The organism is Paenibacillus sp. FSL L8-0494 (assembly GCF_038003695.1).
GTDB classification, from domain to species: domain Bacteria; phylum Bacillota; class Bacilli; order Paenibacillales; family Paenibacillaceae; genus Paenibacillus_AQ; species Paenibacillus_AQ odorifer.
On the sequence record NZ_JBBOPQ010000001.1, the window covers coordinates 6,007,773 to 6,033,877 of the forward strand.

General features: G+C 45.9%; 29 protein-coding genes. 6 read left to right on the forward strand and 23 right to left on the reverse strand.

Features of this window, described 5'->3' with window-relative positions; translation table 11 throughout:
- Positions 1-11 precede the first annotated feature (11 nt).
- The 10 genes from NYE35_RS27085 to NYE35_RS27130 all read right to left on the reverse strand — a co-directional run bounded on the left by NYE35_RS27085 (position 12) and on the right by NYE35_RS27130 (position 6,476).
- Positions 12-782 carry an ABC transporter permease subunit gene (locus tag NYE35_RS27085; RefSeq protein WP_076104199.1) on the reverse strand — a complete coding sequence of 257 codons (771 nt, stop codon included), beginning with the start codon at positions 780-782 and terminating at the stop codon, positions 12-14.
- Positions 779-1,693 (reverse strand): ABC transporter ATP-binding protein, encoded by a 915-nt coding sequence (locus NYE35_RS27090; protein ID WP_038573303.1) that lies wholly within the window; start codon positions 1,691-1,693, stop codon positions 779-781. Before NYE35_RS27090 ends, NYE35_RS27085 begins: the two co-directional genes overlap by 4 nt.
- Positions 1,693-1,884 carry a PLDc N-terminal domain-containing protein gene (locus NYE35_RS27095; protein WP_036680175.1) on the reverse strand — a complete coding sequence of 64 codons (192 nt, stop codon included), beginning with the start codon at positions 1,882-1,884 and terminating at the stop codon, positions 1,693-1,695. Before NYE35_RS27095 ends, NYE35_RS27090 begins: the two co-directional genes overlap by 1 nt.
- A 52-nt stretch (positions 1,885-1,936) precedes the next feature.
- Positions 1,937-2,152: a hypothetical protein gene (locus NYE35_RS27100; RefSeq protein ID WP_036680176.1), complete on the reverse strand. Its 216-nt coding sequence runs from the start codon at positions 2,150-2,152 to the stop codon at positions 1,937-1,939.
- Positions 2,149-2,478: a YxlC family protein gene (locus NYE35_RS27105; protein WP_036680177.1), complete on the reverse strand. Its 330-nt coding sequence runs from the start codon at positions 2,476-2,478 to the stop codon at positions 2,149-2,151. Before NYE35_RS27105 ends, NYE35_RS27100 begins: the two co-directional genes overlap by 4 nt.
- The gene (gene sigY, locus NYE35_RS27110) at positions 2,465-3,010 is read right to left on the reverse strand and encodes an RNA polymerase sigma factor SigY (RefSeq protein ID WP_036680178.1); all 546 of its coding nucleotides are present in this window, start codon (positions 3,008-3,010) and stop codon (positions 2,465-2,467) included. Before sigY ends, NYE35_RS27105 begins: the two co-directional genes overlap by 14 nt.
- Before the next feature lie 545 nt (positions 3,011-3,555).
- Complete coding sequence (locus NYE35_RS27115) at positions 3,556-4,185, reverse strand: MBL fold metallo-hydrolase (RefSeq protein ID WP_076100951.1); 630 nt, start codon at positions 4,183-4,185, stop codon at positions 3,556-3,558.
- Positions 4,186-4,189: 4 nt separating this feature from the next.
- On the reverse strand, positions 4,190-4,756 hold the full coding sequence (locus NYE35_RS27120) for a thioredoxin family protein (protein WP_038573311.1): 567 nt from the start codon (positions 4,754-4,756) through the stop codon (positions 4,190-4,192).
- On the reverse strand, positions 4,753-5,367 hold the full coding sequence (locus NYE35_RS27125) for a DedA family protein (protein ID WP_036680184.1): 615 nt from the start codon (positions 5,365-5,367) through the stop codon (positions 4,753-4,755). Before NYE35_RS27125 ends, NYE35_RS27120 begins: the two co-directional genes overlap by 4 nt.
- Positions 5,368-5,717: 350 nt before the next feature.
- Positions 5,718-6,476, reverse strand: coding sequence for a glucose 1-dehydrogenase (locus tag NYE35_RS27130; RefSeq protein ID WP_076100948.1), 759 nt, complete (start codon positions 6,474-6,476; stop codon positions 5,718-5,720).
- Positions 6,477-6,692: 216 nt separating this feature from the next.
- Here NYE35_RS27130 and NYE35_RS27135 point away from each other — a divergent pair, with 216 nt between their 5' ends.
- Both NYE35_RS27135 and NYE35_RS27140 read left to right on the forward strand, forming a co-directional pair.
- Complete coding sequence (locus tag NYE35_RS27135; protein WP_051491108.1) at positions 6,693-7,031, forward strand: autorepressor SdpR family transcription factor; 339 nt, start codon at positions 6,693-6,695, stop codon at positions 7,029-7,031.
- Complete coding sequence (locus NYE35_RS27140; protein ID WP_076104198.1) at positions 7,031-7,687, forward strand: SdpI family protein; 657 nt, start codon at positions 7,031-7,033, stop codon at positions 7,685-7,687. Before NYE35_RS27135 ends, NYE35_RS27140 begins: the two co-directional genes overlap by 1 nt.
- Here the strand turns inward: NYE35_RS27140 and NYE35_RS27145 are convergent.
- From NYE35_RS27145 to yyaC, 6 genes are all read right to left on the reverse strand, one after another.
- Positions 7,676-10,282 (reverse strand): O-antigen ligase family protein, encoded by a 2,607-nt coding sequence (locus tag NYE35_RS27145; RefSeq protein WP_341122267.1) that lies wholly within the window; start codon positions 10,280-10,282, stop codon positions 7,676-7,678. The genes NYE35_RS27140 and NYE35_RS27145 overlap by 12 nt on opposite strands.
- A gap of 873 nt (positions 10,283-11,155) precedes the next feature.
- Positions 11,156-12,346, reverse strand: a complete 1,191-nt coding sequence (locus tag NYE35_RS27150) for a class I SAM-dependent methyltransferase (RefSeq protein ID WP_081382568.1) — start codon at positions 12,344-12,346, stop codon at positions 11,156-11,158.
- An 88-nt stretch (positions 12,347-12,434) separates the two neighbouring features.
- Positions 12,435-13,295, reverse strand: a complete 861-nt coding sequence (locus tag NYE35_RS27155) for a PhzF family phenazine biosynthesis protein (protein WP_235219441.1) — start codon at positions 13,293-13,295, stop codon at positions 12,435-12,437.
- Positions 13,253-13,924 carry a DUF6483 family protein gene (locus tag NYE35_RS27160; RefSeq protein ID WP_341122269.1) on the reverse strand — a complete coding sequence of 224 codons (672 nt, stop codon included), beginning with the start codon at positions 13,922-13,924 and terminating at the stop codon, positions 13,253-13,255. Before NYE35_RS27160 ends, NYE35_RS27155 begins: the two co-directional genes overlap by 43 nt.
- A 194-nt stretch (positions 13,925-14,118) precedes the next feature.
- A complete protein-coding gene (locus NYE35_RS27165; protein WP_036680199.1) occupies positions 14,119-14,925 on the reverse strand; it encodes an alpha/beta fold hydrolase in 807 nt (268 codons plus the stop codon).
- 108 nt (positions 14,926-15,033) lie between these two features.
- The gene (yyaC, locus tag NYE35_RS27170) at positions 15,034-15,558 is read right to left on the reverse strand and encodes a spore protease YyaC (RefSeq protein ID WP_036680201.1); all 525 of its coding nucleotides are present in this window, start codon (positions 15,556-15,558) and stop codon (positions 15,034-15,036) included.
- 144 nt (positions 15,559-15,702) lie between these two features.
- Between yyaC and NYE35_RS27175 the strand changes: the two genes are divergently transcribed.
- Positions 15,703-15,927 carry a DUF1128 domain-containing protein gene (locus tag NYE35_RS27175; protein ID WP_036680203.1) on the forward strand — a complete coding sequence of 75 codons (225 nt, stop codon included), beginning with the start codon at positions 15,703-15,705 and terminating at the stop codon, positions 15,925-15,927.
- A 130-nt stretch (positions 15,928-16,057) separates the two neighbouring features.
- Here NYE35_RS27175 and NYE35_RS27180 read toward each other — a convergent pair whose 3' ends face one another.
- The 4 genes from NYE35_RS27180 to NYE35_RS27195 all read right to left on the reverse strand — a co-directional run bounded on the left by NYE35_RS27180 (position 16,058) and on the right by NYE35_RS27195 (position 20,876).
- Positions 16,058-17,062 (reverse strand): asparaginase, encoded by a 1,005-nt coding sequence (locus NYE35_RS27180; protein WP_036680204.1) that lies wholly within the window; start codon positions 17,060-17,062, stop codon positions 16,058-16,060.
- 308 nt (positions 17,063-17,370) lie between these two features.
- The gene (locus NYE35_RS27185; protein ID WP_036680210.1) at positions 17,371-18,207 is read right to left on the reverse strand and encodes a sugar ABC transporter permease; all 837 of its coding nucleotides are present in this window, start codon (positions 18,205-18,207) and stop codon (positions 17,371-17,373) included.
- On the reverse strand, positions 18,204-19,511 hold the full coding sequence (locus NYE35_RS27190) for a sugar ABC transporter permease (protein WP_341122270.1): 1,308 nt from the start codon (positions 19,509-19,511) through the stop codon (positions 18,204-18,206). Before NYE35_RS27190 ends, NYE35_RS27185 begins: the two co-directional genes overlap by 4 nt.
- An 18-nt stretch (positions 19,512-19,529) precedes the next feature.
- Positions 19,530-20,876: a sugar ABC transporter substrate-binding protein gene (locus NYE35_RS27195; RefSeq protein ID WP_076142229.1), complete on the reverse strand. Its 1,347-nt coding sequence runs from the start codon at positions 20,874-20,876 to the stop codon at positions 19,530-19,532.
- A 452-nt stretch (positions 20,877-21,328) separates the two neighbouring features.
- On the opposite strand from NYE35_RS27195, the gene NYE35_RS27200 reads away from it, so the two are divergent.
- The 3 genes from NYE35_RS27200 (at position 21,329) to NYE35_RS27210 (ending at position 24,323) form a co-directional block, all read left to right on the forward strand.
- Positions 21,329-23,089: a glycoside hydrolase family 13 protein gene (locus tag NYE35_RS27200; RefSeq protein WP_341122518.1), complete on the forward strand. Its 1,761-nt coding sequence runs from the start codon at positions 21,329-21,331 to the stop codon at positions 23,087-23,089.
- A gap of 255 nt (positions 23,090-23,344) precedes the next feature.
- Positions 23,345-23,842, forward strand: a complete 498-nt coding sequence (locus NYE35_RS27205; RefSeq protein WP_038573324.1) for a YtxH domain-containing protein — start codon at positions 23,345-23,347, stop codon at positions 23,840-23,842.
- 148 nt (positions 23,843-23,990) lie between these two features.
- Entirely contained in the window at positions 23,991-24,323 is a 333-nt protein-coding gene (locus tag NYE35_RS27210; protein ID WP_036680215.1) for a DUF5665 domain-containing protein, read from the forward strand.
- Between the two features lie 189 nt (positions 24,324-24,512).
- Here the strand turns inward: NYE35_RS27210 and NYE35_RS27215 are convergent, their stop codons facing one another.
- Genes NYE35_RS27215 through NYE35_RS27225 form a run of 3 tightly spaced genes read right to left on the reverse strand, consistent with a single transcriptional unit; the run spans position 24,513 to position 26,092 of the window.
- Positions 24,513-25,283, reverse strand: a complete 771-nt coding sequence (locus NYE35_RS27215; protein WP_036680216.1) for a sigma-70 family RNA polymerase sigma factor — start codon at positions 25,281-25,283, stop codon at positions 24,513-24,515.
- A complete protein-coding gene (rsbW, locus tag NYE35_RS27220) occupies positions 25,280-25,735 on the reverse strand; it encodes an anti-sigma B factor RsbW (RefSeq protein ID WP_036680217.1) in 456 nt (151 codons plus the stop codon). The genes NYE35_RS27215 and rsbW overlap by 4 nt, the downstream gene beginning before the upstream one ends.
- 18 nt (positions 25,736-25,753) lie before the next feature.
- Positions 25,754-26,092 (reverse strand): STAS domain-containing protein, encoded by a 339-nt coding sequence (locus tag NYE35_RS27225; RefSeq protein ID WP_036680220.1) that lies wholly within the window; start codon positions 26,090-26,092, stop codon positions 25,754-25,756.
- Positions 26,093-26,105 lie beyond the last annotated feature (13 nt).

The following is a 26,105-nucleotide window of genomic DNA, read 5'->3' on the forward strand; positions in this document are numbered from 1 at the left end:
TAACTTAAGTTTCAAGCGGTTAAGTTATTCTTCCTTGTCAAAAGTGCAGCACCCACTAAACAAATCAAGATCAAAATAGCTGCTGAAAGATAGGGTCCAACCCTGAATCCTTCTCCAGCCATAAGGATTTCAGCCGACAACCCGGCAAGCCCCGCAGGTGCCCATTCAAACCATGAAGGCAATAAGCTTTGGCCTAATGATAATGCTGCCATTAGCACCAATGCTAAAAAAGCGGCAACTGGGGATTTTAAAAACCCACTAAACAACAACGTAGCTGATACAGCACATAACAGCCACAATCCATATACTCCAGCAGCTGCGATGACATCTCCCCAAGATAGTGAACCAATCAACTGCTCCGTGTAGTAAGCAGCGCCCGCTGCACCTAATCCTAGAGCAACGATCAACAGGGTCAGCTGTGCTGCCCATTTAGCGAACACTATTGCGGCTGGAGAAACCGGCCTTACCAGAATTAATTCCATAGTTCCGCTATAGCGCTCACCAGCTAAAACATTCATCGCGCCAAGCGCCAATACTAACATTCCGATCGTTCCGTACTGTCCCAAAGATTGCGCCATCACAGCTGCGGCACTCGGTATTTCATACCCCTCTAGGAGACCTGGAGGAACATCACCTGAAGCTTTTAATATTTCCGGCAAATAATAAGTAGTTAACGGCTGCATAATGCCTAATAGGATAAAAACGACAGGTATCCAGATTAACTTATAACTGCGAGCCATTTCGAGCATTTCTTTGCGATAAAGGACCCAGGCGCTTCTCATACTCCCACCACCTTCATAAATAAATCCTCTAACGTGGAAGAACCCGCTTCAAATTGCAGTAATGGAATTTCGAGCTGCGCCGCTTCTTGCAGAATCGTCCAACGGGCCATGTCTACATCGTTGACATTAAAAATGGCATGATCTCCGAACAACTGAGTCTCCAGTACAAACGGTTTGGCAGCAAGAGACTCCAGCCACTGAATAGCTTTTTCTTGCTTCTCCGTACGTAAACGAATAACAGGAAGGCTGTATTGTGAACGAAGCTGTGATAAAGATCCCTTCTCAGCAATCAAGCCTTGATTCATTAAAATAATATCATCGCAAATTTCTTCTGCATCATGCAGCACATGTGTAGAGAAAACTACAGTTGTCTCCTCACGTATTTCCCGCACCAGTCCCATTACTTCTCTGCGGCCAATCGGATCAAGTGCAGATACAGGCTCATCAAGCAATAACAGACGAGGCCGATGCACAAGCGCCTGAGCCAGACCCAGCCGCTGTTTCATCCCGCCGGAGTATCCACCAATCCGGCGACGAGCATCACCTTTAAGCCCTACACGCTCGAGCGATTCCAATGCCCTGCTGGTTGCGTCTTTAGTTCCCATTCCACTAAGCTTTGCAGCGAAAACAACATACTCATGTCCAGTCATCCACCCATAAAAAGCTGGAGACTGTGGCACATATCCTAATCCTCTGCGATATTCGGCTCCAGGACGGCTCCCCTCAAATGAAATCATGCCAGAGGTGGGTTCAAGCAGCCCTGCCAGCATACGAAGTGTGGTCGTTTTCCCAGCACCGTTAGGCCCCAATAAAGCGACGCACCGTCCTTTCTCAATTTCAAAACTTATATCATTTACGGAAATATGCGCCCCATAGCTTTTGCGCAAATTCATAACTTGAAGGAGTGACATCAGACATCTTTCCTTCCTATTGTGAAATAAGCTACGCTACCTAATATATTTCCGCAAATAATGATAATAATCCACATCCATTTTGGGCCACGAACGTTATCCGCTTTGGCCAGTGATATCAGTCCAATAATTGCAAGCAAAGCCTGAAGAATAATTAACGGCATGATTAAACCCCATTTTACCTCTTCCATGAAGTACCACTCCTTGTAATAGGATGAAAGGAACGAGCTTCTTACTAAAGCTTTACAACTGCTTCTTCCTTCTACGTCGGTCAGGAAGTATGACAACGAGTAAGTAGACTAATGCTGGGGACGGAACTGTAGTAATCGCCCACAATCCCCAGAACCAAGCTTTTTTTCCGCGCCGTCTTGCATCCCGGAACAGTAAGGTCCCTTGCAGCATTAATGCTACTGCTATGCCAAACCACAACCAAAGAGGCACATCTTGTAGCTCATTCATTCTTGTACACCTTCTCTATTTCTTCTGATCCTGGCGATCCCTAAGCCACCCAGTCCTACAACAGGAATGATCGCCTGAATAATCCAATAGATCATGGGTGCAGAAGTGAGAATGGATAGAAATGCGCAGATCAGGATCAATGAGACCCCCCAGAATAACAGTAGTTCTTTACGTTCCCTTCTCTTTCTGTGCACAGCTGCATCAGCCATTAACCACTCCAGTTCCTGTAACGAAGGTGGGGTGATATCATCATATTGCGCATCCAAACGCTCAAGCTCTTCAGTAAGCTTGTGCAAATACAGTTCTGGCTCCTTATCCTTCTCCATCCTCATTCAGCTCCTTTCGCAATTGGTTAAGACCAAGGGATACACGCGATTTGACCGTGCCTGAAGGAATTTGCATGATCACACCGATTTCTTCATAGCTATAGCCATAATAATGCTTCAGCAGCACAGCTACCCTCTGAGCAGAGGGTAGCTTGGAGATGGAATCGAGTACTTCACTCCATTCTTCCCCCCTGCTTTCAAACCGCCAACGAATCGAACGGGTGCCCTGGGCCTGTTGTTCCCGTTTCTTCCAATCTGCCTCACGTTTCCAGCGCCGCTTTCGATCGATGAATATTCTGGTAGCTATGGTGATTAACCAAGAGGAGAACGAAGAAGAACCGTTATAGGTATTGATTTTTTCCATACATCTGACCATCGTGTCCTGTACAAGATCCTCTGCCAGTAACGGGTCCATAGTCACTTTAAGTAAATATTTGAACAAAAAAGTATAATGTTCTCGCAGCAGTGAAGACAGTGCTGAAGTATCTCCCTGCTGTGCCTGCCTGATTTTCTCCAGCGCCTGATCGCTCATCTGCCCCTCCATTCAGGATTAGTTCTTATTTGTAATACGATTATGTATAGTGATTCGTTCATTCCGTTTTAATATTATTTTTTGAGCTCCCAGAGCTTACGCCGCCATGGCTGAAGCAATCCTGCTTCTGCTGGAAAATGCCAAAAAAGAGGCGTTCTTCTGGGCTCGCCTCCTGAAACCACTGGTATTCTCCCATCCTTATTCTCAGATTGTATGTCCCTGCGTTCTATGGAAGTACAAAAACCTCCCCTTCCAGAACATTCTGAAAAACATTGGCATTTACTGCTGCAAAAACTAGTCCATTTCTCCTTGGAGTCATACCATCCGTAATCCAACGGGTAATACATATTCTTCTCCAATCTATTTCCCCCCATGCTTTTAAACCTATATGTAGACAAAAAAAAGAACGCAAACCGGGATTAATTCCGCAGTCTGCGTGCTTCGCGAGGTTAATGTTACATTTAATTAACAATAGTGTAGTCCTTTTGTATCCCTTTGTCTATCAAAAATTCCCCGATTCTTGTCAGTTCTACTAGAATGACTGTTTATTGAGGAATATAAGGGTTACGAACTTTTTCAAAACCGATAGTTGTTCGTGAGCCGTGACCTGGATAAACCTTCACTTCATCATCCATTTTGTACAGCTTGCCACGAATAGAATCGAACAAATCACGTTCTCTGCCACCAGGCAAATCGGTGCGCCCAACTCCCATCTTAAACAGTACATCTCCAGAGAATAAATCATTCCCGCATAGGAAGCTGACACTGCCCGGAGAGTGCCCAGGTGTGTGGTACACCCGGAAGGTATGTCCGATGAATTGCAGAACTTGTCCTTCTGCCAGATCATACTCTGCAGGATCTGTAGTCAGAGGAGGCGAAATATCAGTCCACATCAATGAACCATTCAGCTTAGGGCTGCTGAGCCATTCACTTTCTAGTGGATGTAAATAAACAGGACATTTCTTAGCTTTACGAATTTCGTCTACGCCGCCCATATGGTCAAAGTGCGCATGCGTTAGCAAAATAGCCTCGATCTCCATCCCTTCGATACTCCGCACTAATGCCGCAGGATTCATGCCGGGATCAATAATGATTCCCTTCGTTGGATCCGCACCTGTCAGCAAGTATGCATTGGTCTGAAGCGGACCTAAATTAAACGAACGTATATTTAGCATCGGTCTAGAATCCGGAAATCAGACTACGCAGCTCTTTTGCGATAACTGCCTGTGATTCCGTTCCTTCCCCATAAGCATGCCCCATAGCCTTACGTACTTCTGCGATTTTGCTGTCGTAATCAGCAGCCTCACGATCAGGATTCTCACGTTTGAACTCTCTCATTAGGCTCTGCACATGCTCTGGACGAGGACCCCAATGTCCAAGCACGTATCCGCCGGTATCCGCAAAGATCACAATCGGAACAGATCTTCCGCCCATGGTCAAGAATTCATCCATAAGCTCCTGATTCTCTTCCAAAATGAATACCTCTGTCTTCATTCCGGCAGTCTCCAAAATACGGAAAACCGCAGGGACATTACGTACTACATCTCCACACCAATCAGCGGCAAGGATAAGTACCCGCAAATCGTCACGATGGTTCAGACTTTCGAAATATTCCTTGTCGCTCTCATCTTCCCAAGAAAACTTCTCATACCAGGATTCAAAAGCCTGCTGGTTCTTCGTCATGCTTTCTACAAATTGGCGCGGTGTAAGACCTTTTCCAAATTTATGAGCTACATTCGGTTTCATTTTGCAGTCCCTCTCTTCTTGGATTTAAACCACTTATACACAAAATAAATGATGATTAGTGCTAACGCTACAAGAATAATTTCGTTGGTGTACTTAGCTGCTACTTCGTCAATATCTTCCCACTTATTCCCCAATGTCATACCGAGATATACAAACAAAGCACTCCATGGAATAACAGCAAGTGTAGTCAATAAAGTGAACTTACCTAAAGGCATACGAGAAATCCCCGCTGGAACGGAAATGGCATGGCGAACAACGGGAATAAAGCGTGCCGTAAAGATTACGCCTGTCCCATATTTATTGAACCACTCTTCCGAATGATCAATATGCTTCTTTTGGATAAGAATATATTTCCCGTATTTCTCCAGTACAGGCCTGCCCCCATAACGGCCAATCCAATATACAAAGATCTGGGCAATCACTCCGCCTATCGTACCAAACAATACTGCGCCGAAAAAATTAATATCTCCACTCCATACCAAGAAACCACCGAAAGCCAATACAATTTCACTCGGAATAACTTCAATCATCAGTCCGATCATAATCCCAAAATAACCAAGACTCTGAATCCATTCAAATAATGTCGAGATCAGATCAGAAATAAAATGCAAACGTGCTCCTCCTCCCTTTTCCGCAGAATATGGCTACATGTATCAAGCTAATCGCCTTTGGCATCTTTATAAGACGCTAAGCGTTTAAGCGAGTGAAATATAAGAACATAAAAGCATAGATACTAATCTTATACTTTCTTATATTTTTAAAAGCTTTGCCGCTCTGCTATATTTTCCAGTTTCTCTTAGCCTATTCTAGCACAAGCAACCTTATCACTTCTACTTACGTGGCAAGCAGCTTCCATCTTCCAATCCACACTTAAAAAGAGTTTGAGTAACAGGCATAAACAAAAAAGGTGAACAAATTCCACCAATAAAGGGAAAATGAACACCTTTTTATCTGCGCTCAATTAATAAGCCATCCAACCGGCATCAGCCGTTATCACCGACCCATTCAAAAAGCTTGCAGCATCTGAAGCCAAAAATAAGGCTACCGAAGCAATCTCACTGCTTTCCCCTGTCCGTGGCATCGACGCCATTCCTTCGCCCGCTTTTTGACTCCCAAAAGGGCTTGGATCAGACAGATCAATATTTGTCTTTACCCCGCCCGGCGCTATGGCATTACAGCGAATTCCAAGCTTAGCGTATTGAAATCCTATATTTTTGGTCATCCCGATTACAGCATGTTTAGAGGAAGTATAAGCCACTCCCGCACGCGAGCCCGCTAAGCCGCCAATAGAGGCTACATTGATGATACATCCGCTTTCCTGTGCCATAAAAATCGGCAAAACCTTACGAATGGCTCTCATCGGACCGGTTACGTTGACCGCAAGCACCTGCTCCCACATGTCATCAGTGATCTCGTGCGCTGGCGTCATTTTATCCATAATACCGGCATTGTTAACAAGGATATGAAGGCCTCCAAACTGTGTGGTTGCGGCATCAATCATTCGCTGTGTGTCCTCTTCCTTCGAGACATCTGCCTTTACGGGATAGATAACTCCGTGTCCCTCACCCGTTTCTGCCTTTTTGGCCACCGCTTCTACATTGTCCAGATGGATATCCGCAGCAATCACTTTAGCCCCCTGTTGGGCAAAAAGAAGAGCAATCGCTTCTCCAATCCCCGATCCTGCACCTGTAACAATTGCGACTTTATTGGTTAGTATCATATATCTGCTCCTCTGCATCGTATGTTCGGTGCATCAAGGAATGCATGCCCATCGTTAGTATTAACAGGAGTCGGCTTTGGACGGCAGTTAATTTTAAAGATTCGGTGACACTTTTACACACGCTATTGCTAAGTGAATACTGCATTGACAGCTATGAAAGTGAAGAGCTATTATATATTTAGATAATTATTTAAATATCGAAAGGCAGGGTGGAATATGAATGAATCCTTTAAAGCACTAGCTGATCCTACCCGTCGCCAAATCATTCGGTTACTAAGGGAGAAAGATCGAACCGCAGGTGAAATCGCAGATTTTTTCAACATGTCTAAGCCAAGCATTTCTCACCATCTGAATGCGCTGAAGCATGCCGATCTGGTACAGGATGAGCGAAAAGGACAATTTATTATGTACTCGCTAAACACCACAGTCCTCGAAGAGGTTCTCGGTTGGTTATTGGAGCTCACTGGTACAGGTAAGCAAACGGAGACGGAGAGTAAATCGCTGGACGGAAAGCAGCAACGTCAGGATATCGATTCCAAAAAGGAGGCGGATTAATGATGAAAGATTTCAAATGGAGATGGCAGGATACCCTCATCGTAATATTAGGTTTAGCTACATTAGCCTACGCTCTGATCAATTACAGCAAGCTGCCGCAGGAGTTACCAGCACAGTTTGGAATTACGGGTAAGGTCAACAGATACTGGGACAAAAATATTGCTATTTTTGTGTTCGGAATCTTAGGGATTGTGCTCCCGCTAATCATGCAGTTCACACGCAGCATCGATCCTAAGCGGGAAAATTACAAAAAATTCGAAAACGCCTATGCCATGAGCAGACTTGCTATTGGGGTGCTTTTTAATCTAATGCTGGTGCTGTCGATTGCTTACGGTCTAGGTAAAGATATAAACGTTGGGAAGATCGCCATAGGAGCTGTCGGAATAATGTTTATTGCTCTCGGCAACTACATGCCACAGGTAAAAGATAATTACTTGTTTGGGGTTCGTACAGCCTGGACGCTCGCCAACCCCGAGGTATGGCGAAAAACACATCGCCTATCCGGGATAATGTGGATGATCGGTGGCCTACTTATTTTTGCAGGAGCCTTTTTGAGCGGAGCCTTGTCTCAGCTTCTTATTATTACGGCACTCGTACTTGCAATTATCGTGCCCATTCTCTACTCCTGGATGATTTCACGTCCGCTAAAATCGTAAAGCAAACATACTAAGCCGTCGACTCAAGTCGTCGGCTTGTTCTGTCATTCGGAACTCGCGGTCATTATGTTGCCCTCCTTTATTAGCCTCCTCTTCTGCCAACCTTCTATATTTCAAAAGAAGTTCATTCCCAGAGGCGACACAGATTAGGCCTTCCTTTCGATTTCCTTCTGCAAGCTTCTTTTGCCCCATAAGAAGCATCCCTTCAATCGCCTTCACCCACTTGGCATTGTTGTACTTATCCAGCCTAAGGCTCTGGCCTATCCAATATAACGCTGCCCCCGGATGGTCGCTGCTCATCCATCGTTCAGCCAGCTCCCAGCTTAAGCTGGCATTCTCGGGAGAATACAACAAACTCTGCCGAAGCAGACTTACGCTCTGTTCACCCGAGAGCAGCCTAGATAATACTATAGCCGTTCGAGGTGACTGGGGATTCCACGCCAGCGATTGCTCTAGCAACTCTACCTTCACCGAAGGACTCACCGATATAATCGCTTGTCGATAGAACTTCTCTCCTTGAGCGGCGTGAAAAGATAGCACCCCCAGCATAAGCGAAAAACAACATGCCGCAGTTCCGATTAGTCGGCGAAGACGGATTTGGGGCGGATTCTTGGATGTAGGGTAAACTATTAGCGGATTCGCTGGTGTAGTGACGTTGGTGAGCAGGTTCGTAGATGTAGAGTGAGCGATTAGCGGATTCACAGGTGTAGTGACATTGGTAAGGGGGGTCGTAGATATAGAGTTAGCGATTAGTGGATTCGCAGGTGCAGAGACATTGGTGAGCGGGTTCGTAGATGCGGATTGAACGATTAGTGGATTCGCAGGTGTAGTGACATTGGTGAGCGGGTTCGTGGATGTGGAGTGAGCGATTAGTGGATTCGCTGGTGTAGTGACATTGGTGAGCGGGTTCGTGGATGTGGAGTGAGTTGGCAGCTTGGTCTCAGACTGAGGGTGGGTTGGCGCAGATTGATGTTTCTGCTTATGCTCAGCCAGAGCAATCGCTGGCAGCCAGAATAGCAGCAGCCAAAATAATCCATAGCTCCAATCAAAATCGACGACGCTGTGCAAGACGATGACCAGAAACGGCGGCAGCAACCGCAGCGATTTAGTAGCCAGCAGCCAGCCTGCTGCCAACAGCATAAGGAGTATGGCTGCAAGACCAACGAATCCTAAGTTCAACAGGATGTCGAGGTATCCATTATGCACCTGGCTGCCTACATAAGGGCGAGATTGGGCGGCAAGGTATGAATGCCGCCAAGTCTCACCCCCACGTCCCAGCCAAGGTGCCTCTACCGCTAGCCGCCAGGCGTCGCGGTAGAACAGCCCGCGCGCGGATACCGTCGATGACGGTCCGGTGATCCGCTCGCGCACGTGCAGGAGGACGGCGATCCCCGCCGCCGTCCAACCTGCCGCCGCCAATGCCAGCATGGCGGCTCGGGCAGTGCCCGCCGCGCCGCGCTGGCATTGGCGGCGGCACAGCCATAGGCCGGCTAGCAGCGCGCCGGCCCAAAGCCCGGCCAGCAACAGCAGGCCGGGCACTGGCTCTACCGCCAACCCGGCACGGGCCAGTTGGCGGTAGAGTAGCGCCGCGGCGGCCACAGGCGCGGCGCCAGCAGCAAGAAGCGGCGCGATTAGCTGCCGCTTCCAGAGCAAGACGGCGGCGCAGGCGCAAGCCGCCGTCAGCCATGCGCCGCGCGACTCGGTGAGGAGCAGCGCGGCGGTGTACGGGAACAGCGGCAGCAAGCGCAGCAGCGCGGCGGTCGTGCTTCCCGCTTTTCCCTGCTCCGCTTCTACGCCTTCTTCCCCTCTGCTCCTCCGTTCCGCATCTGCGCACTCCATCCCCAGCCCAACACTTCTTGCCCCCAACATATTCGTGCTCTTTTTTGGATCCCCATAATAAACAGCAACAGCAAATAGCCGTTCCAGCAGAAAAACAGCCATCACAGCACCAAAAGCATTCGGATATTCCATCAATCCTGCTAATCTAACCCCTGTGGCGCTCACTTCTGCTGAATTGCTGTAGGCCACAGCGAAAGGCAACTTTACCACTCCACACACAGCCAATAAAGCGCTCAGGCATAAAGTCATACCCAGCATAGACCAAATTACATTTAAAATCCGGCGTCCCACCAGGTTCACCGCACAAAAACAAACCAATATTGCAAAGCTAGCATACAAGCCCCACCGCAGCATTTCATTCATAGTTCCCTGGGAAGAAAGTGGCCCGCACAACCAATGAATCACATAAAGCGATAGAATAATTAAAGGGACGCTTAATAATATTCTTAACGCCCTATTTTCTCCACTAACTTGACTAACTTCACTAACTTTACTAACCCCATTGACTCCCGTAAAACCTCTTACTGCACCTGCACCTACTCCTCCCCCACTTCTTCTCCATATGCCAACCCCAACAAGAATATAAAGCGAGCACGCACAACACAGCACAAACCATAAGGTAAGAAAGGGATACATCTCATCAGTAAAAAACAATCCCCGCAACAAACAAGCACCCACCCCAGCCGCTATCACTAAGCCTCCACAAATATATGCAATTGATGATTCCAGACTCCAGTCTTTTTTAAAACGCCACATTTAGATACCCCTGTATTCGTTAATTTATCTCTATCCTTTCCACATTTCCCTTATACAAGACTAGAACGCAAAAAGACGATACCTCTCCACAAAGGAGCCGTACCGTCCTAACCATTAGATCGCACTAGCTGTACTATCCGAATTCTCATTCAAAAAAGCTATATAGTTGTAAAAAGTACAACTAATCCCGTGCTTTCGCTGCTTACTTCCACTTTAATTGCACTTAGTGCAACTATTTTTCAAGAATCCCGCCGTATGGGGAGTATTGTTCGTTTTTAAGTGTACAAAGTGCAACTAAATCACTAAAACGCAGCTTCAGAGCATATTTAGTTGCACAAAGTACAACTAAACCAACTCACCATTAGATCGCACTAGCCGTACCGTCCTCATCATTGGATCGCACTCACTGCACCATCCTAACCATTTGATCTCACTAGCTGTACTATCCGAATTCCCATTCAAAAAAGCTATATAGTTGTAAAAAGTGCAACTAATCCCGTGCTTTCGCTGCTTACTTCCACTTTAATTGTACTTTGTGCAACTGTTTTTCGAGAATCCCGCCATATGCAGAGTATTGTTCGTTTTTAAGTGCACAAAGTGCAACTAAATCACTAAAACGCAGCTTCTGAGCATATTTAGTTGCACAAAGTACAACTAAACCAACTCGCCATTAGATCGCACTAGCTGCACCGTCCTAACCATTAGATCACACTAGCCGTACCGTCCTAACCATTTGATCGCACTAGCTGTACTATCCAATTTCCCATTAAAAAAGCTATATAGTTGTAAAAAGTACAACTGATCGAATTAGCCTGCACCTATAAGTGCCCATTCTACAGTCCTACCGTTCTACGCTCTCTACCTTAATACCCTCTACCCTTCTACCGAACTCCCAGTGGGAAGCAGATCAGCGCATACGCGTTCGAGGTAGGGTTTTGCTCCCAGAAAATCGCGGAATGCGGTGTATTCGCGCCATTTGACGGAGTTGTCCCCGGCTGAACTCTTAACGGCACGAATCAAAATGTTCTTCGGCGTATTCTCCAGATCGATGAATTCCAGCAGCTGGCTGCTATAGCCCATCATGTCGAGCAATTTGGCGCGAATGGCATCTGTAGCCAAGGCGGAAAAACGCTCTTTCAGTATGCCATGCGAAAGCATAGGGCTCATTACTTCATTTTCGATTTGTGCGAATAATTCATGCTGGCAGCAAGGCACGGACAAAATAACAGACGCTCCCCAACGTACCGCTTTTTCAAGGGCAGCATCAGTAGCTGTGTCGCAAGCATGAAGTGTGATCACCATGTCTACTTGCTCCAGCTCATTGTACTCAGCAATGTCACCCACAAGGAACTTCAAGTGATCATAACCGATTTTGGCAGCAAGTTCGTTACAATGCTCAATCACATCTGCTTTCAAATCTAACCCAATGATATTAAGCTCCCGCTTCTTGCGAACGGTCAGATAGTGATACAGTGCAAAGGTCAAATATGATTTTCCACAACCAAAATCCACAATCGTCAACGGTCGGCCTGTTGGCAGATCGGCAAGCACGTCCTCTACCATCTCCAGAAAACGATTGATCTGCCGAAATTTATCATATCTTTTGGCCAGCACTTTGCCTTCTTTGTTCATGATGCCAAGCTCCACCAGAAATGGCACAGGCTCTCCATCCTCCAGCACATAACGTTTGCGGCGGTTGTGAGCTAGATCCGGCTCTTCTTTTTTACTTGGAGACTTAGTTAGGATTGATACTTTGAATTTTTTGCTAATAAGCACCTGATAATCGGCTTCTACTGTACACAACAAGCCTTGCCGATATGTTTCTCTAAATAAAAGAGATATCTCTTCCGCCGCCAATTCTGCGGGTACGTTGCGATGTTCTACCTTTGTACCAATATAGGACGCAAACTGATAATGCAGCTTACCCTTTAGTTCAACAGGTTTAACCTGCACCTTGGTACAATTTTCGCCTTTATAACGCACTTGACTTAGGGTAGCCGTAATCAAAGTACGGTCGTTAATTAGTTGTTCAATTAGAGCTGTTAAAGATTCCACAACGCACATCTCACTTTCGGGATTAAAAATGGAGAATCTATGTCTCCTAACCATCATCGTTCATTATATCACGTGTTAACAAGGGGCGTTCCTTGTTCTAGCAGGGCTTAACATGCAGCTCTCCACTAACTATAGTTAATGCTCGCCCAGACATCTTAATCTGGTCTTTACTTACCTCTAACTGAAGCAAACCTCCACGTTTCGAAGCTTGATAAGCGGTCAACTGCGTACGATTGAGTCTATCCGCCCAAAAAGGTGCCAGTGCAGTATGCGCTGAGCCTGTTACCGGATCCTCATTCACTCCTACCTTCGGCGCAAAAAAACGTGATACACAATCAATACCTTCGATAGAGCTTTCTGCGGTAACCGCGAAGCCTCTCCCTTCAAGCCCGGATAAAGCTCCGAAGTCAGGGCTGAGTTCGCGAACCCGTGCTTCCTGATCCAGTCGTACAAGCACATTGTCAGCATATCGCATAGTTTCCACCACATTCGCTTCTGCAATACCAAGCGCTGCTGCGAGACCTGAAATTACAGGAGAGGGTTGAAGCTGATAAGGCGGGAAGTACAGTGAGATCAAATCTCCTGAACGAGAAGCTCTGAGCAACCCACTGCGTGTATAGAACCTTGCTTCCATATCAGGAGCTAGCAGTCCCCTCTCCCATAATACATGTGCACTTGCTAGAGTCCCATGACCACATAGCTTGACCTCAACTTTAGGTGTAAACCAGCGCAGGCGATATCCATCTTCCTCTGGCCAGAGAAAAGCTGTCTCTGACAAGTTCATTTCCGCTGCTGTCTTCTGCATATAACCTTCATCGACGGGATGCTCCAGTAAACATACCGCCGCAGGGTTGCCTGAATAAGCCTGTTCTGCAAAAGCATCGATAATATATAAAGGGATATTCATCGTATTCATCAGGTTCCTGATTCCTTTCGTATCGCTGTTATCCTGCCCCACTCTTTTAACCCCTGCTCTACTTCCTCCAGAGGAAGAGTACCTTGTTCCAATTCTGCAGATGATTTGAGCAGCAGTCGATTGTATAGCTTATCCCCTTCTATTACAACATTTTCTCCCTGCTCCCACAGCCGGTAGAGGCTGTCCTCCGCTTTACTATATAGCCCTACCGACTCCATATACTCCATCAGTAGCCGCTCCGTTTTAGCCGGGAGCCGATAGGCCTGCACATCCTGCAAGAGTTCATCAATTTCCTGAGTCATATGCAGCAGCTCCCGGTCTGCACCGTGAAGATCCGCGTACAAATATAAATGTAAAGCTCTCATACTTCTAAATAATGCTGCATCCTTATCGCCATTTGCGGCATAAATACTGCCTTCTTCCTTCAGCAGTTTGGCCAGACCTTGAAGCTTATCGGACTCAACCACACCGCCAAAACGAAACATATCTATGATATCTTCTACAGATAGTGAATTTAAAAGACGTGAATTCAGCGGAAAATGCCGGTTCAACAGCTCATCGATTTCCCATAAAGCTTCTGTCGTCTTCCGTTCCTGCTTTAGAGTAAGTACCTTGGCAACCATCGCCGTCATATCTTCGATCATCCGGACAATATAGTCTCTTCGAAACATGCACATCCTCCTTTTCCGTACTGTGGTAGCAAAAACTACAGGACTCATACCACTTAAATTATTCTATTGATTTATCTTAAACCATTGCCGAATTCTATGCCAGTTAAGGAGAATACCAGGTAATTAGATAGCCCTAAAAGAAAGAGGCAGCACACGCCAGAATGGCGCCGTGCTGCCTCTTTGTAGAAGATTTTTTATACGCGGCTATTATCTAAAACGGAAGCCTGGACAAAATCCTTAATGATCTCGGCTAACCGTTCAGGAGCTTCAAAAAGACTCATGTGGCCTGCACCCGATATCGTTGCTTGCGTTACATTTGGTTTATCCGCAGTAAAGGTTCGTTCAGCAGGAATCAATCCATCCTGCTCGCCAGCAACAAGCAATACCGGCAACGTAGTGGCCGTAATTACATCCCGTCGATCTGGACGCTCACGCATCGCCAGTGCAGCTCCTGCCGCTCCTTGTGGAGGCGTTTTGTAGCCGATTTCTTTAGCGCGCTCCAGCAGCTGTGGGGATGCAGAAGCGGTTGCTTCAGCAAACAAGCCTGGTACGAAGCTGTCTACGAAAGGAGTAATCCCTTCATTTTGAATCGCGCTGACACTCTTCAGTCGTTTTTCCTTAGCTTCTTCACTATCTGGATAAGCAGTAGAATGAATTAATCCAAAGCCTTTCAATCGAGAAGCATAACGCTGAGCAAACGATAGCGTAATATATCCGCCAAGCGAATGACCAAGCATGATGCATTCAGCAATCTCCAGCGAATCTAACAGACCCAGAACATCATCTGCCATTTGTTCAATACTATAAGGTCCTAGTGGAGCTTCCGAAGCTCCGTGACCACGTAAATCGGGAGCAATCACTCGGTAGCCGCTGCTTAAGACAGGAATGACTTGTTCCCAATATTCAGCGCTTCCACAAAAGCCATGCAGCAATACAATAACTTCGCCTTTCCCCTGATCACTGTAGCATATATTGCTTCCGTCACAACGAACTCTTTCCATGGCTGCTTCCCTCTTTCTAGAATACTAAGATAATGTGTCTAATATCTATTATTAAGCAAAACAGCTCACCTTGAAACGGACAGCTTATTTTTAAGTGCCCAATGGGTACTACTGGAGTCCGAATCCTTTTGCTGCCGCTATAGCGATATGTTCTGCCATAACCATCACTCTATGCAGTGGAGTAGTCTGCAGCGTCCGATAAGGTTTCGGGCCATTCATATCCACAACGGCCGCCAAACTATAGTGACCTACGGCTGGAAGATTTGCCCCCACCGATTGTGCAGGCAGCAGTGGCTCACTCGAAACGAAGTAATATCCAAGCGCGATAGGAGGGCCCAGACAAGCATCTACCGCAACTACAATATGCCCGGAGGGAATCTCAGCCACTCTGGCCACCAAATTATCTGCATCGCAAGGAGACGGCAACGTACCGATTACATGTCGGAAGCCATGTTCCACAAGTTTGCTGCCCGTCAACGGACCGAGTGCATCTCCTGTAGATCGATCTGTTCCGATACAAAGAAACGTGACTTCCTCGGCGGGATGCAGAGCAGCTATTTCCATGAAAAAGGACACCAGTCCAGCATCGTCCATTTTAATGCGTTTTCCGCTTCCCTGTTCTCTGATTGCCAATACATTTGCTCCCTTCGATGATATTTTTTGATCTCATGCCTTTAATTTAACATGATTTCAGTGAACCCGACAAAAAAATGGTGGTCAAGCTGCCAAACATGGTAAAATACATGAATCAGTATACAGAGAGGATGTTTTAACCTAATGGATTTAACAAAGCCTAGTCAGGAAAATGTTGAGTATATGATCGAGGCTATCAAAAACAAATTAAAAATGGCCAGTGCTGCGGCGATGCAAGCCTCCGCTTTTTCAGTAGATCATTATGAAGATATCTATGATGTATATGAGGTAGCCATGGGCAGCGACAGACTGAGTATTTCTCAGGTGGAAGCACTCGTCTCCGAACTCGGCCGTCTACGTCATAAATAATAGTTCTCCCTATACAAGAAGAAACGATGTTGCCGTCCTTTAAAGATGACCACCGCTTCTCGTAGAAAAAAGCCCTTCGCTGCGTATCCAGAAGATGGATTCGTAGTCGAAGGGCTCTTTTTATATGATCCTACTTTATGAAATTAAGCTTGAACTCGGTATCCGCATGGCCTACTCGTGTACCCCCGTCATTGTAAATCACGCCTGAAAATGCATTGCGCAGCTTTTCCAAGGTATTTTTCTGACTATAACCAATTTGGTTTAAAATTCCCTGTACAATAAGTCCCCACTCTTCTTCCGACCCATCCAGAATCTTGAAGGCAATCCCCAGTCGCTCACGGCGTAAACCGAAGCAATACACACCCTTAAATCCACCTTTAGCAATAATATTATCATCTTCCAAAAGAATAGAATCAAGGCGACCAGATCCAGAAACCATCTCCGGATAAGCATTCATTGCCGTTGTAATAGTAGTAACCGCTTTGCGAGTAGCTTCATCTGCAATCAAATCCGGATTGGCTAATTTCAAATAGGCTGTCGCCAAGGCGGTCAGAGGCAGAGCAAATACCGGAAGTCCACATCCGTCCGTACCTAAACCGATGCTGTCTGGGGCCACACCAGCCATATAAGCAATGGTGTCGATAATCTCACGCTGCACCGTTTGCTCCGGCTGTGAGTATTCTTCAAGCGGCAAACCTTTGAGCTTACTGTAAGCTAAGATGCCCATGTGCTTGCCCGCACAGTTATGATAGAACTTTCTTTTGCCCGCACCACGAATGGCGTTCTCCCTGCTGGAATAATCCAGCGGGTAACTCGTTGCACAGATCATTTGTTGCTCATCGATGCCAATCTTGGAGGATATGCTCTCTAGCGCAGCAACATGGTAGCTCTCTCCCCGATGAGAGGCGGTCATCAGGGCAACCTCTGCGGGAGTAAAGCCGTAATGCTCCACGATCCCCCCACGTACGCCTGGAATAGCCTGAAGGGGTTTAGCAGCTGAACGGGTGAACGATACAAATTCCGGGTCACCTGCATACCCCATTAAATTTCCATTCTCTCCTACGATGGCAATATGCCCACTATGGACACATTCCAGCAAATCCGCCCGATACTCTCGTACTAATACGGTTTCCAAAATATCTCTCCTCTTTTCTCTAGATGCTCTATAACTCACAAGGACTTATTAGTATTCACATTTAATAAATGCTAGAAAATAACCCCGTGCTCCGGGGATTTTTGAGTACTCCACAAACTCCCTTAAGTGTTGGTTCCATGAGGAATTCTACTCCTATTTTCATTATTCTTCAATCCTGTCCACACCAAGAAGATTATAGAAACCGGATAAAATATAAAAAACCGCTTCCTTCTCAGAACCTTGATCTCTGAGTAGAAAGCGGTTTTTATCGAATTCAGCGTAGCTTCACAAGGGTAGCGCAGTTCGCCTTATCCTTTGCTTGCACCTGCGGTAAGGCCATCCACCAAGAAACGCTGTAGGAAAATGAACAGCAGCGTGACTGGGAGAGCGACCAATACCGCTCCGGCAGCGAACAACGTAAACTCGGTTGAGTTGCTCTGGTTCACCATCCGGTAAAGCCCAACGGCGAGCGTTCTTGTATCCTCCGTGCGCAATACAAGGTCGGCGAATATAAAATCCACAAAGCAGCCGTTGAAAATCATAAGGCTGGCATAGGTGAGCATCGGCTTAGATAACGGGATCATGATAGAAAGGAATACTTTCATATGGCTCGCCCCATCCATTCGCGCAGCATCTTCCAAGCTTTTAGGAATCGTATCAAAAAAACCTTTAGCCACAAAAACATTCGTGATAATAGCGCCGCTGCTGTATACGAGCACAAGTGCCCAATGAGAATTCAGTAGCCCAAGTGTGTTCAGCAGCACGTAAACTGCAATCATAGCCATAAATCCCGGAAACATCTGCAGAACCAGGAGCGCGGTTAGTGTAGTTTTTCTGCCCGTAAATCGATAACGAGAAATGGCGTACGAAGTCAGCAGCAGCAAAAAGGTGCCGAGCAGCGTAGACAACGCCGCAATCTTTAGCGTATTCATGAACCATAACAAATATTTAGTTTGCTCAAACAGTTCCTTGTAATGAACAAAGGTAAAATTCTTAGGAATCAATGAGTCACTGAACAAACTGTTTCCTGTTTTGAACGAAGACATAATAATCCAGAAGGCTGGGAAAAGACTAATAAAACTGAGCACAATCAGCAATAAATGGCTTCCAAACGTTTTTAACGCTTCCGTCAGTCTTAGCTTCATGCAATCATATCCTCCTCTTTAAAGGATCGCGTCCGCCGGTAGCTCCAGATGGAGAATGTCGCGACCATCAGGAAGATGACAATCCCGATGACAGAAGCAAAGCTATACTGCGACTGGTTCAGCGCCAGTTTATAAAGCCAAGTCACCAGCAAGTCAGTGTGGCCCGCGTACTGGTAGTTGGGATTAACCGGTTCTCCGTTAGTCATTAGATAAATGACATTAAAGCTGTTAATATTGCCGGCAAACTGCATAATCAGGATAGGTGCGGTTGCGAACAATACCATGGGCAGCGTAATCATGCGGAATTTATAAAATGACCCAGCACCGTCTACTTCTGCCGCTTCATACATATCCTTCGGAATTGTTGTCAGCACCCCGAAGGCCAGAATCATGGTCACCGGAATGCCGATCCACATATTAGCCAGAATTACAGTGACCTTAGCCCAGAAAGGATTGGTTAGCCAGGCCACCCCCTCCAATCCCAAGGCTCTTAAATAACTATTGATCGGTCCGAATTGATTATTGAACATATTGCGCATGACGAGCAGAGAAATCATATTGGGAATAGCGAACGGAACGATCAGAAGTGTGCGCCAAAGCTTTTTGCAGCGGACACGGGGCTGGTGAATAAGTACTGCAATGAGCACACCTCCAATGTAAGTAGTCGCAGTAGCAATAACCGCCCAGATCAAGGTCCAAGTCAGCACTCCACCGAAGGTGGAACTCCAGACATCCAGACTAAGCATTTTATTAAAATTACCGAAACCCACCCAGTCTACAAGATGTGCTGGCGGTAAAATCGGGTCGGCATAGTTCGTAAACGCCAGTAGCACCGAAAAAACAAGTGGTAATATCGTCAGAAAAACCACGGCCACAAAGGGAATCGCGAGGACAAGATAGGCAAAATTCCTCCGCCCCATAGCTCTGAGCGATTCAGCGAATGAATGAATGGGCTCTTTCCGGTCCCGTGCAGCTCCAACTAGGAATGCATCTCTGATGTTCAGTAAATGAAAAGCTGTATAAAAGAGCAGCGCCAGCAATGCCATTAGACCATTGATCATCATAAAAATGGAGTGGTCGCCTTCCACCATCCGGGTTAATTTGCCTACCTTGACCATACGGCTTGGAAATTCCCCAAGCGTAATTAAGCCATGCAAATGTCCCATCAGATCATTAGCAATATAGTAAATTCCAGCAGACCCCACCAGCAGGAATACCAATCCTTTCAGCCACTGCCGGTTGTAGAACTGGCCCAGTCCCGGAATAATAGCCGAGAGTAGCGCTGCGCCTGTTTTTTTCCTCATGGTTAAATCACCTGCCCTTTACTTCGACTCCAGATCGGCCTGAATCGTGGTTACAGTCTGATCCAGCGTCTGTTTAACATCAAGATTCGAGTCGTTCCACAGGGACACAAACGCTGCTTTTAGGGGTTCCCAGACGGATTTGATTTCTGAAACGGAAGGCATTGGAACGGAATTTTGGAATTGCTCGAAGAATCCGCCAATAATAGGGTCATCTTTGATTTCCGGCGCTTCTCCAGCCTCTATACTCGCAGGAATCGCTCCCGTCATCTCAAAGTTCTTAAGCTGGTTCTCCTTGTTGCTTGCAAAATGTGCGAACAAACGGCCTGCGACCGGATATTCCGTATATGAGTTAACATAATACGATTTGACACCGGAGAAAGAAAGACTGTCTTGACCGTCAGGTCCCTTTGGAAGAGGAGCCACACCCAGGTTAACATTTTCCTTAAACGCCGCTATGGACCATGGCCCATCGATATTCATCGCCAGCTTACCTTCTTGGAATAATTGGGTTTTCACGTCATAAGTGATATCTCCTGCATTCAAAGGCAGAATTTTTTTGAGGCTCTGCAGAAACGTAAATCCTTTGATAGTGCCCTCATTGTTCAATCCAATATCCTTGAAATTCGTATTGTTGTCTCCGTAAATATATCCGCCGAAGCTGCCAATAAACGGATAGCTGTAATATCCGACGAATTCCCACATGATTGCGAATTTGTTTTCCTTCGGATTGTTGTACGTATCTGCAAAAGCAATCACATCATCCCACGTTTTAGGAGCGTCAGGAATCAGGTCCTTGTTGTAGAACAGCGCATAGGTTTCCACCGATTTAGGATAACCGTAAAGAATGCCATCATAAGACGATGCCTGAACGGCTGTTGCCACCATCGTTGATTTGGTTTCTTCCTCAAAAACATCGTTTGGCAAAAGCAGCCCTGCTTTTACGGCTTGCCCGATCTGGTCATGGGGCAGAGTCAACACATCTGCAGCAAGTTTAGACGGACCATCCGTCGCCAGTCTTGCGCCTTGATCGCCACCCGCCATTTCCTCAACCGTGACGGGAACACCATATTCTTTTTCGAAATCAGCAGCTACCTGCTTCATGTATTCAAGCTGCTCCTTGGCTTCCCAGACCATAAGTTTGGCCCCTGCTTCTGGCTTCATTTCCTCATCAGTGGTTTTCTCTTCGGTATTTGTCTCATTTGTGGTTCCCCCCGGCTCGTTCACTGCGGAATTCGGACTCGAATTCGGCTTTGATGCGGAGTTCCCATTGCCAGAACCGCATGCGGTGACCGTCAAAGTTAACAGCAGGCATAGGACTAAACTAAATGTTACCGCTTGCATTTTGGAACGTTTACTCTTCTTCATTTGCTCATCTCCCCTTCGATCATGAGTGATTAAACCTAACCCGCATTGAAAAAAAGCATATAAAAAAGGTACAACCTCATTTGCACAAAGTGCCGAGGTTGTACCTTTGCAGGTAACAGTGCCTTTAATTTGAATGCGTGTTATGAAAAATCAAGTTCGTTCGCCCTCATTCTATAATATCCATAATTTTGATTGCAATCAGGGTATAAGTCCAAACAAGACGGTTTAACAAAGTTTATCTTATCTTTTCTCTTATTTTCTCTTTATTCCTACCACATACTAAATATTCCATATTGTAAATTCTTGTGAAATAACCTCTTGCTTTGCTCTTGAGGGTTATGGTAAGATGCAGACAAATTTAAAGGCAATGAAACCGCCAAGGGTTCAACCTCTGAAAATCATGAGGTTGGCCCTTTTTTGCGTTTACATGCCCGAAGGGATGGAAAATGAGTATGATTCAACCGGAAGCCGTTTATCACCGTATGGGACAAAATTGGTCATATGCCTACGATGAGTCTACACTTCATATTCGCCTAAGAACTAAGCGGGACAACGTATCACAGATCGACCTTTTCTGTGGAGATAAATTTGGCTGGGACAAAACGCATGAGGTCATTCCAATGCAGCGCCTCGCTTCTGACGGCTTGTTCGATTACTGGCAAGCCTCCGTCCGTCCTGTTTACCGCAGACTCGCGTATTACTTTGCGCTTTATAACAAAGACGAAGTCCTTTATTTTTTGGAAAAAGGATTTTATCCAGAGCCACCTGCTGTTGTATATGAGGGTCTGTTCGACTTTCCATTTTTGAATCGTGAAGATGTGCACTCCCCTCCATCTTGGGTGAAAGATGCAGTATTTTATCAAATATTCCCGGAGCGTTTCGCGAATGGTGATCCCACCAACGATCCGACAGATGTACTCGAATGGGGCGGCACACCGAGTCCTCGGAATTTCTTCGGAGGAGACTTGCAGGGTGTACTAGATCATTTGGATTATCTCTGTGAATTGGGCATCAATGCTATATATTTTAATCCTCTATTTGCGGCAACCACCAATCATAAATACGATACAGAAGATTATTACTTGGTCGATCCTCATTTTGGCACCAACACATTGCTGAAAGAGTTTGTGGACTCCTGTCATTCCAAAGGCATCCGTGTCATCCTGGACGGTGTCTTTAATCATTGCGGCCATACCTTCCCGCCATTTGTTGATCTGCTCGCGAACGGGCAATCTTCGCGTTATGCCGATTGGTTCCATGTACGCGAGTGGCCGCCACAGGTCATCGACGGAATTCCCACCTATGACACATTTGCATTCGAGCCTATCATGCCTAAATTCAACACTGAGAATCCTGAAGTCATAGAATATCTACTGAATGCAGGCCGCTATTGGATCGAGGAAATCGGTATAGACGGCTGGCGGCTTGATGTCGCAAATGAAGTCTCCCATTCGTTCTGGCGGCAATTCCGCAGTACGATCAAAAGCGTTAATCCAGAGGCCTATCTCGTAGGAGAAATCATGCATGATTCCTTGCCGTGGCTGCTTGGCGATCAGTTTGACGCCGTTATGAATTACCCGCTAACGAATATTCAAATTAATTTTTTCGCCCACGGACAGATCAATGCTGCACAATTCTCTCAGTCGGTTGCTACTATGCTAGCGAATTATCCGCAACAAATTACGGAAGCCGCCTTTAATCTGCTAGACAGCCATGATACAGTTCGTTTCCTGACACTTTGTGGCGGTGACATCAGGAAGTTAAAGCTGGCCGTTTTGTTCCAGATGACCTTTCAGGGAGCACCCTGTATTTATTATGGCGATGAAATCGGCATGGATGGCGGATACGACCCGGACAACCGAAAATGCATGGAGTGGGACTCCCAGAAACAGAATCAAGAATTGCTCGAATACTATCGCTGGACGATCAGCCTTCGTAAATCTCATCCCGCATTCCGGAGCAGTGGATTTAAAGCGCTGGAGATTCCGGGTTATCCAAAGCTGCTTGTATATGAGCGGTGGGACAAACAAAGCCGATTCATAATCGTATTGAATAATGAAGATGTTATGGCCGATGTCATCATTCCTGTAACCGGGGCAGACATGATATGGGTAAACCTAAAGACGCAGAAGCGGACTGAAACCTCCACATCCCAGCTGCATCTGAATCTGCCTGAATTCGGCTATGCGGTACTCCAAGCCGTTAATGATTAATCCGTAACATTCTAAATTCAATCGTGGAAGGATGGAGACATATGCTGCATATCACAGCCTGTCTTCACCCTTCTTTTTTTGCGCATAAACAAATGTTGATAAAGCCTCAAAAACGCGGTTTATATGACCTAAAGCCATCTAGGTTACCGTATCCTCCCTTAACCTCCCGTAATCTCCCCCTTGCTCTTCAACTGTTTCAGCCCATACGCCAAAGTTTATATACGAAGTAAGATAAATTATAAGGAGTGATTGGTGATGAGTAACGTAGAACATGAAGTAGAGAACGGAAGCAGCTTATTAAAAGGTATCTTTATCGGTAGCTTAATTGGTGCCGCAGCAGCCTTGCTATTTGCACCAAAGCCTGGCCGTGAAATGCGCAGTGATCTGTCAGATAAACTTTCTCTAGCTACAGACAAGACCAAAGAAGTTGCTGGTGCCGTAACTGACAAAACCAAAGCTATTGCGACAACCGTTGGCGAAAAAGCAACCGATTTGGCTAGTACGGTATCAGATAAAGCCTCTGATATCTATACCACTGTCAGTGACAGCAAACAACAGATTGCCGCCACTCTTCAAGAGGCTGGAAGTAAAATTGGTGACACTGTAAGTGAAGCCTCAAGCAATGTAAGCTCGGATGTTAAAGACGCCTCTAAAGACGTAGCTGATGAAGCCAAAGCATCCTCTAAAGAGGTTGCCAATCAGGCTAAGGATGCGAAAGAGGATGTAAAATCCTCCTATAAATCCAATTACTAATCTGCGGCATCATACAGCTATCACTTTAACAAACAACAGCCAGCTGACCGCAGCTGGCTGTTGTTTAGTTATACCTTTATTCACATCAGCAGATACAACTAGACATTCAATTAATGCCCGTTAGGGCTATAGAAAGCAGGGATGGCGCATGGCAGATTCAAATAACCAAACAAAACCTTATGAAATTGATGAACATCCTTTCGAGTTGCGACATGAAGTGAAACGCTTAAACAGTCGTCTTGATAAGATCGCTCACTCACTGGAAAAATCAGAATTCAAGGACATTCTCGACAACTATTCAGATCCGAAAAAAAGAATCATCACAAACCTGATGGCCGGTATATCTCGGGGACTTGGACTATCTCTCGGAACATTTGTAGTCCTTGGTTTATTAGGCTACATTCTTAGTCTTTTTCTTAATGTTCCAGTAATCGGAGAGTATCTTGGCGAAATTAAAAAATACATTGATGCTAATAGCTAACCGCAAGACTATCGATCTATTCCCCAACTATCGACCGCTTCCCCCGCTTGTCCGTCTAATCCTCTAGGTTGGACGGACAAGCGGGGGAATAAGTCTACAATAGTATACAAATAAAGGACATGCGGGTCTCCAGTCAGCGGAGAGAGGCATGTCCTTATCGTCGAAAATGTATACTACCCATACAGGAACTCAATAGGAAGAGTTGGCCATAATCTGCTTTAACTTCTCAGTGGCCCGCTTCTGTATGCGTGAAACGCTCATCTGTGATACCCCCAGCTTCTGGGCGATCGCCCGCTGGGATTGTCCATCTTGGAACGCTAACAGCAGCACCTGCTGCTCCTGTTCCTTCAATTGACCTAGTGCTTGTTGCAAATCCATACGTTTCTCTACGGTCTCGTAATCATTTGCGTCAGAGCTGATCAGCTCGCCTAGCGTAGCTCCTGTCTCCTCTTGAGAAAGGGGCGAGTCTAGGGAGACGTAATGATAACATTCTCTGCCCGCCAGTACTTCTACAGTTTCTTCAACAGACAAATCAAGATAATGAGCAATCTCATCCACCGCAGGCGAACGTTCCAGCTTCACTGTTAGTTCGTCAATCGCGTGTTGAACAAGTGCCCCCTTTTCTTTAATCCGTCTAGGTACCTGTATGTACCAAGATTTATCACGTAGGAAATTCTTCATATGTCCAATCATGCTTTTCATCGCATAGGGCTCAAAAGGGATTCCAAGGCTAATATCATATTGCTGTAATAACCGGATGAGCGCCATTTGCCCGACCTGATATAAATCCTCATACAAGTCGGGGCGGTTGCGAGAAATTTTTCCAGCAGCCATTTTTACCATAGGCTCATATTTCTGTATCAGCACTGTTGCGCGTTCATTATCCTTAGTCTGCTGATATTCCCAAATTTGGGTGACTGCTTCATTCATGGACTCGGGGGGAGTCACCTTATCACTCATACCTTTTCCTCGCTAAAGTTAAGGTGCTTCTTCAAAGTTACTACCGTCCCTCTTCCGGCCTCACTTACAACGCTCACGTCATCCATCAACGCTTGCATTAAGTAGAACCCTAAACCGCCGACCTGAACGTCACTCAACTCTTTATCATGCAGTGTCATACGCTCACTGGACGAGTCTTCCAAACCGTCAAAGCTCTCCCCCTCGTCTTTGACTGTAATGGATAAGGCACTTTCACCCACCTCAAAGATTACATCAACCATTCCGTCTTGTTGTCCATAGGCGTACAATACTGAATTGTTACACGCCTCTGATACAGCTACCTTCATATCTTCAATATCTTCGTAGGTGAAGCCCATTTTTGAAGCAATACCATATAAATTTAACCTAACAATATCCACATACTCTGCGCTAGCCGGCAGCTGAAGAATTACTTTTTGCACATCATCACTCATTCTTTGTTCTATCCTTTCCTAGTGGGAATTCTCTTGGGAGGCAAAAAACTTGGTAATACCAGTCATGTCAAACAGCTTCTGAATTTGGGGAGGAACATCCTCAACCATAAACTTAACGTCCATACCTTGTCTTGATTTCAGGATCGAAAGTAGAATACCAATACCCGTGCTATCGATGTATTTTAATTCTTTAAGATTTATTACTAAATCATGCTTCGTATCACCTACAAGCGGCTCCATTACCAAACGGAAATCGGAAGCAACGGATAGATCAAGTTCACCATTCAGGAAAACCGTACATACATTTTCTTTTGTCTCTGTCTTAGCGTGAAACTTATTACTTTTATGCGTGTTCATAGACGATCTCTCC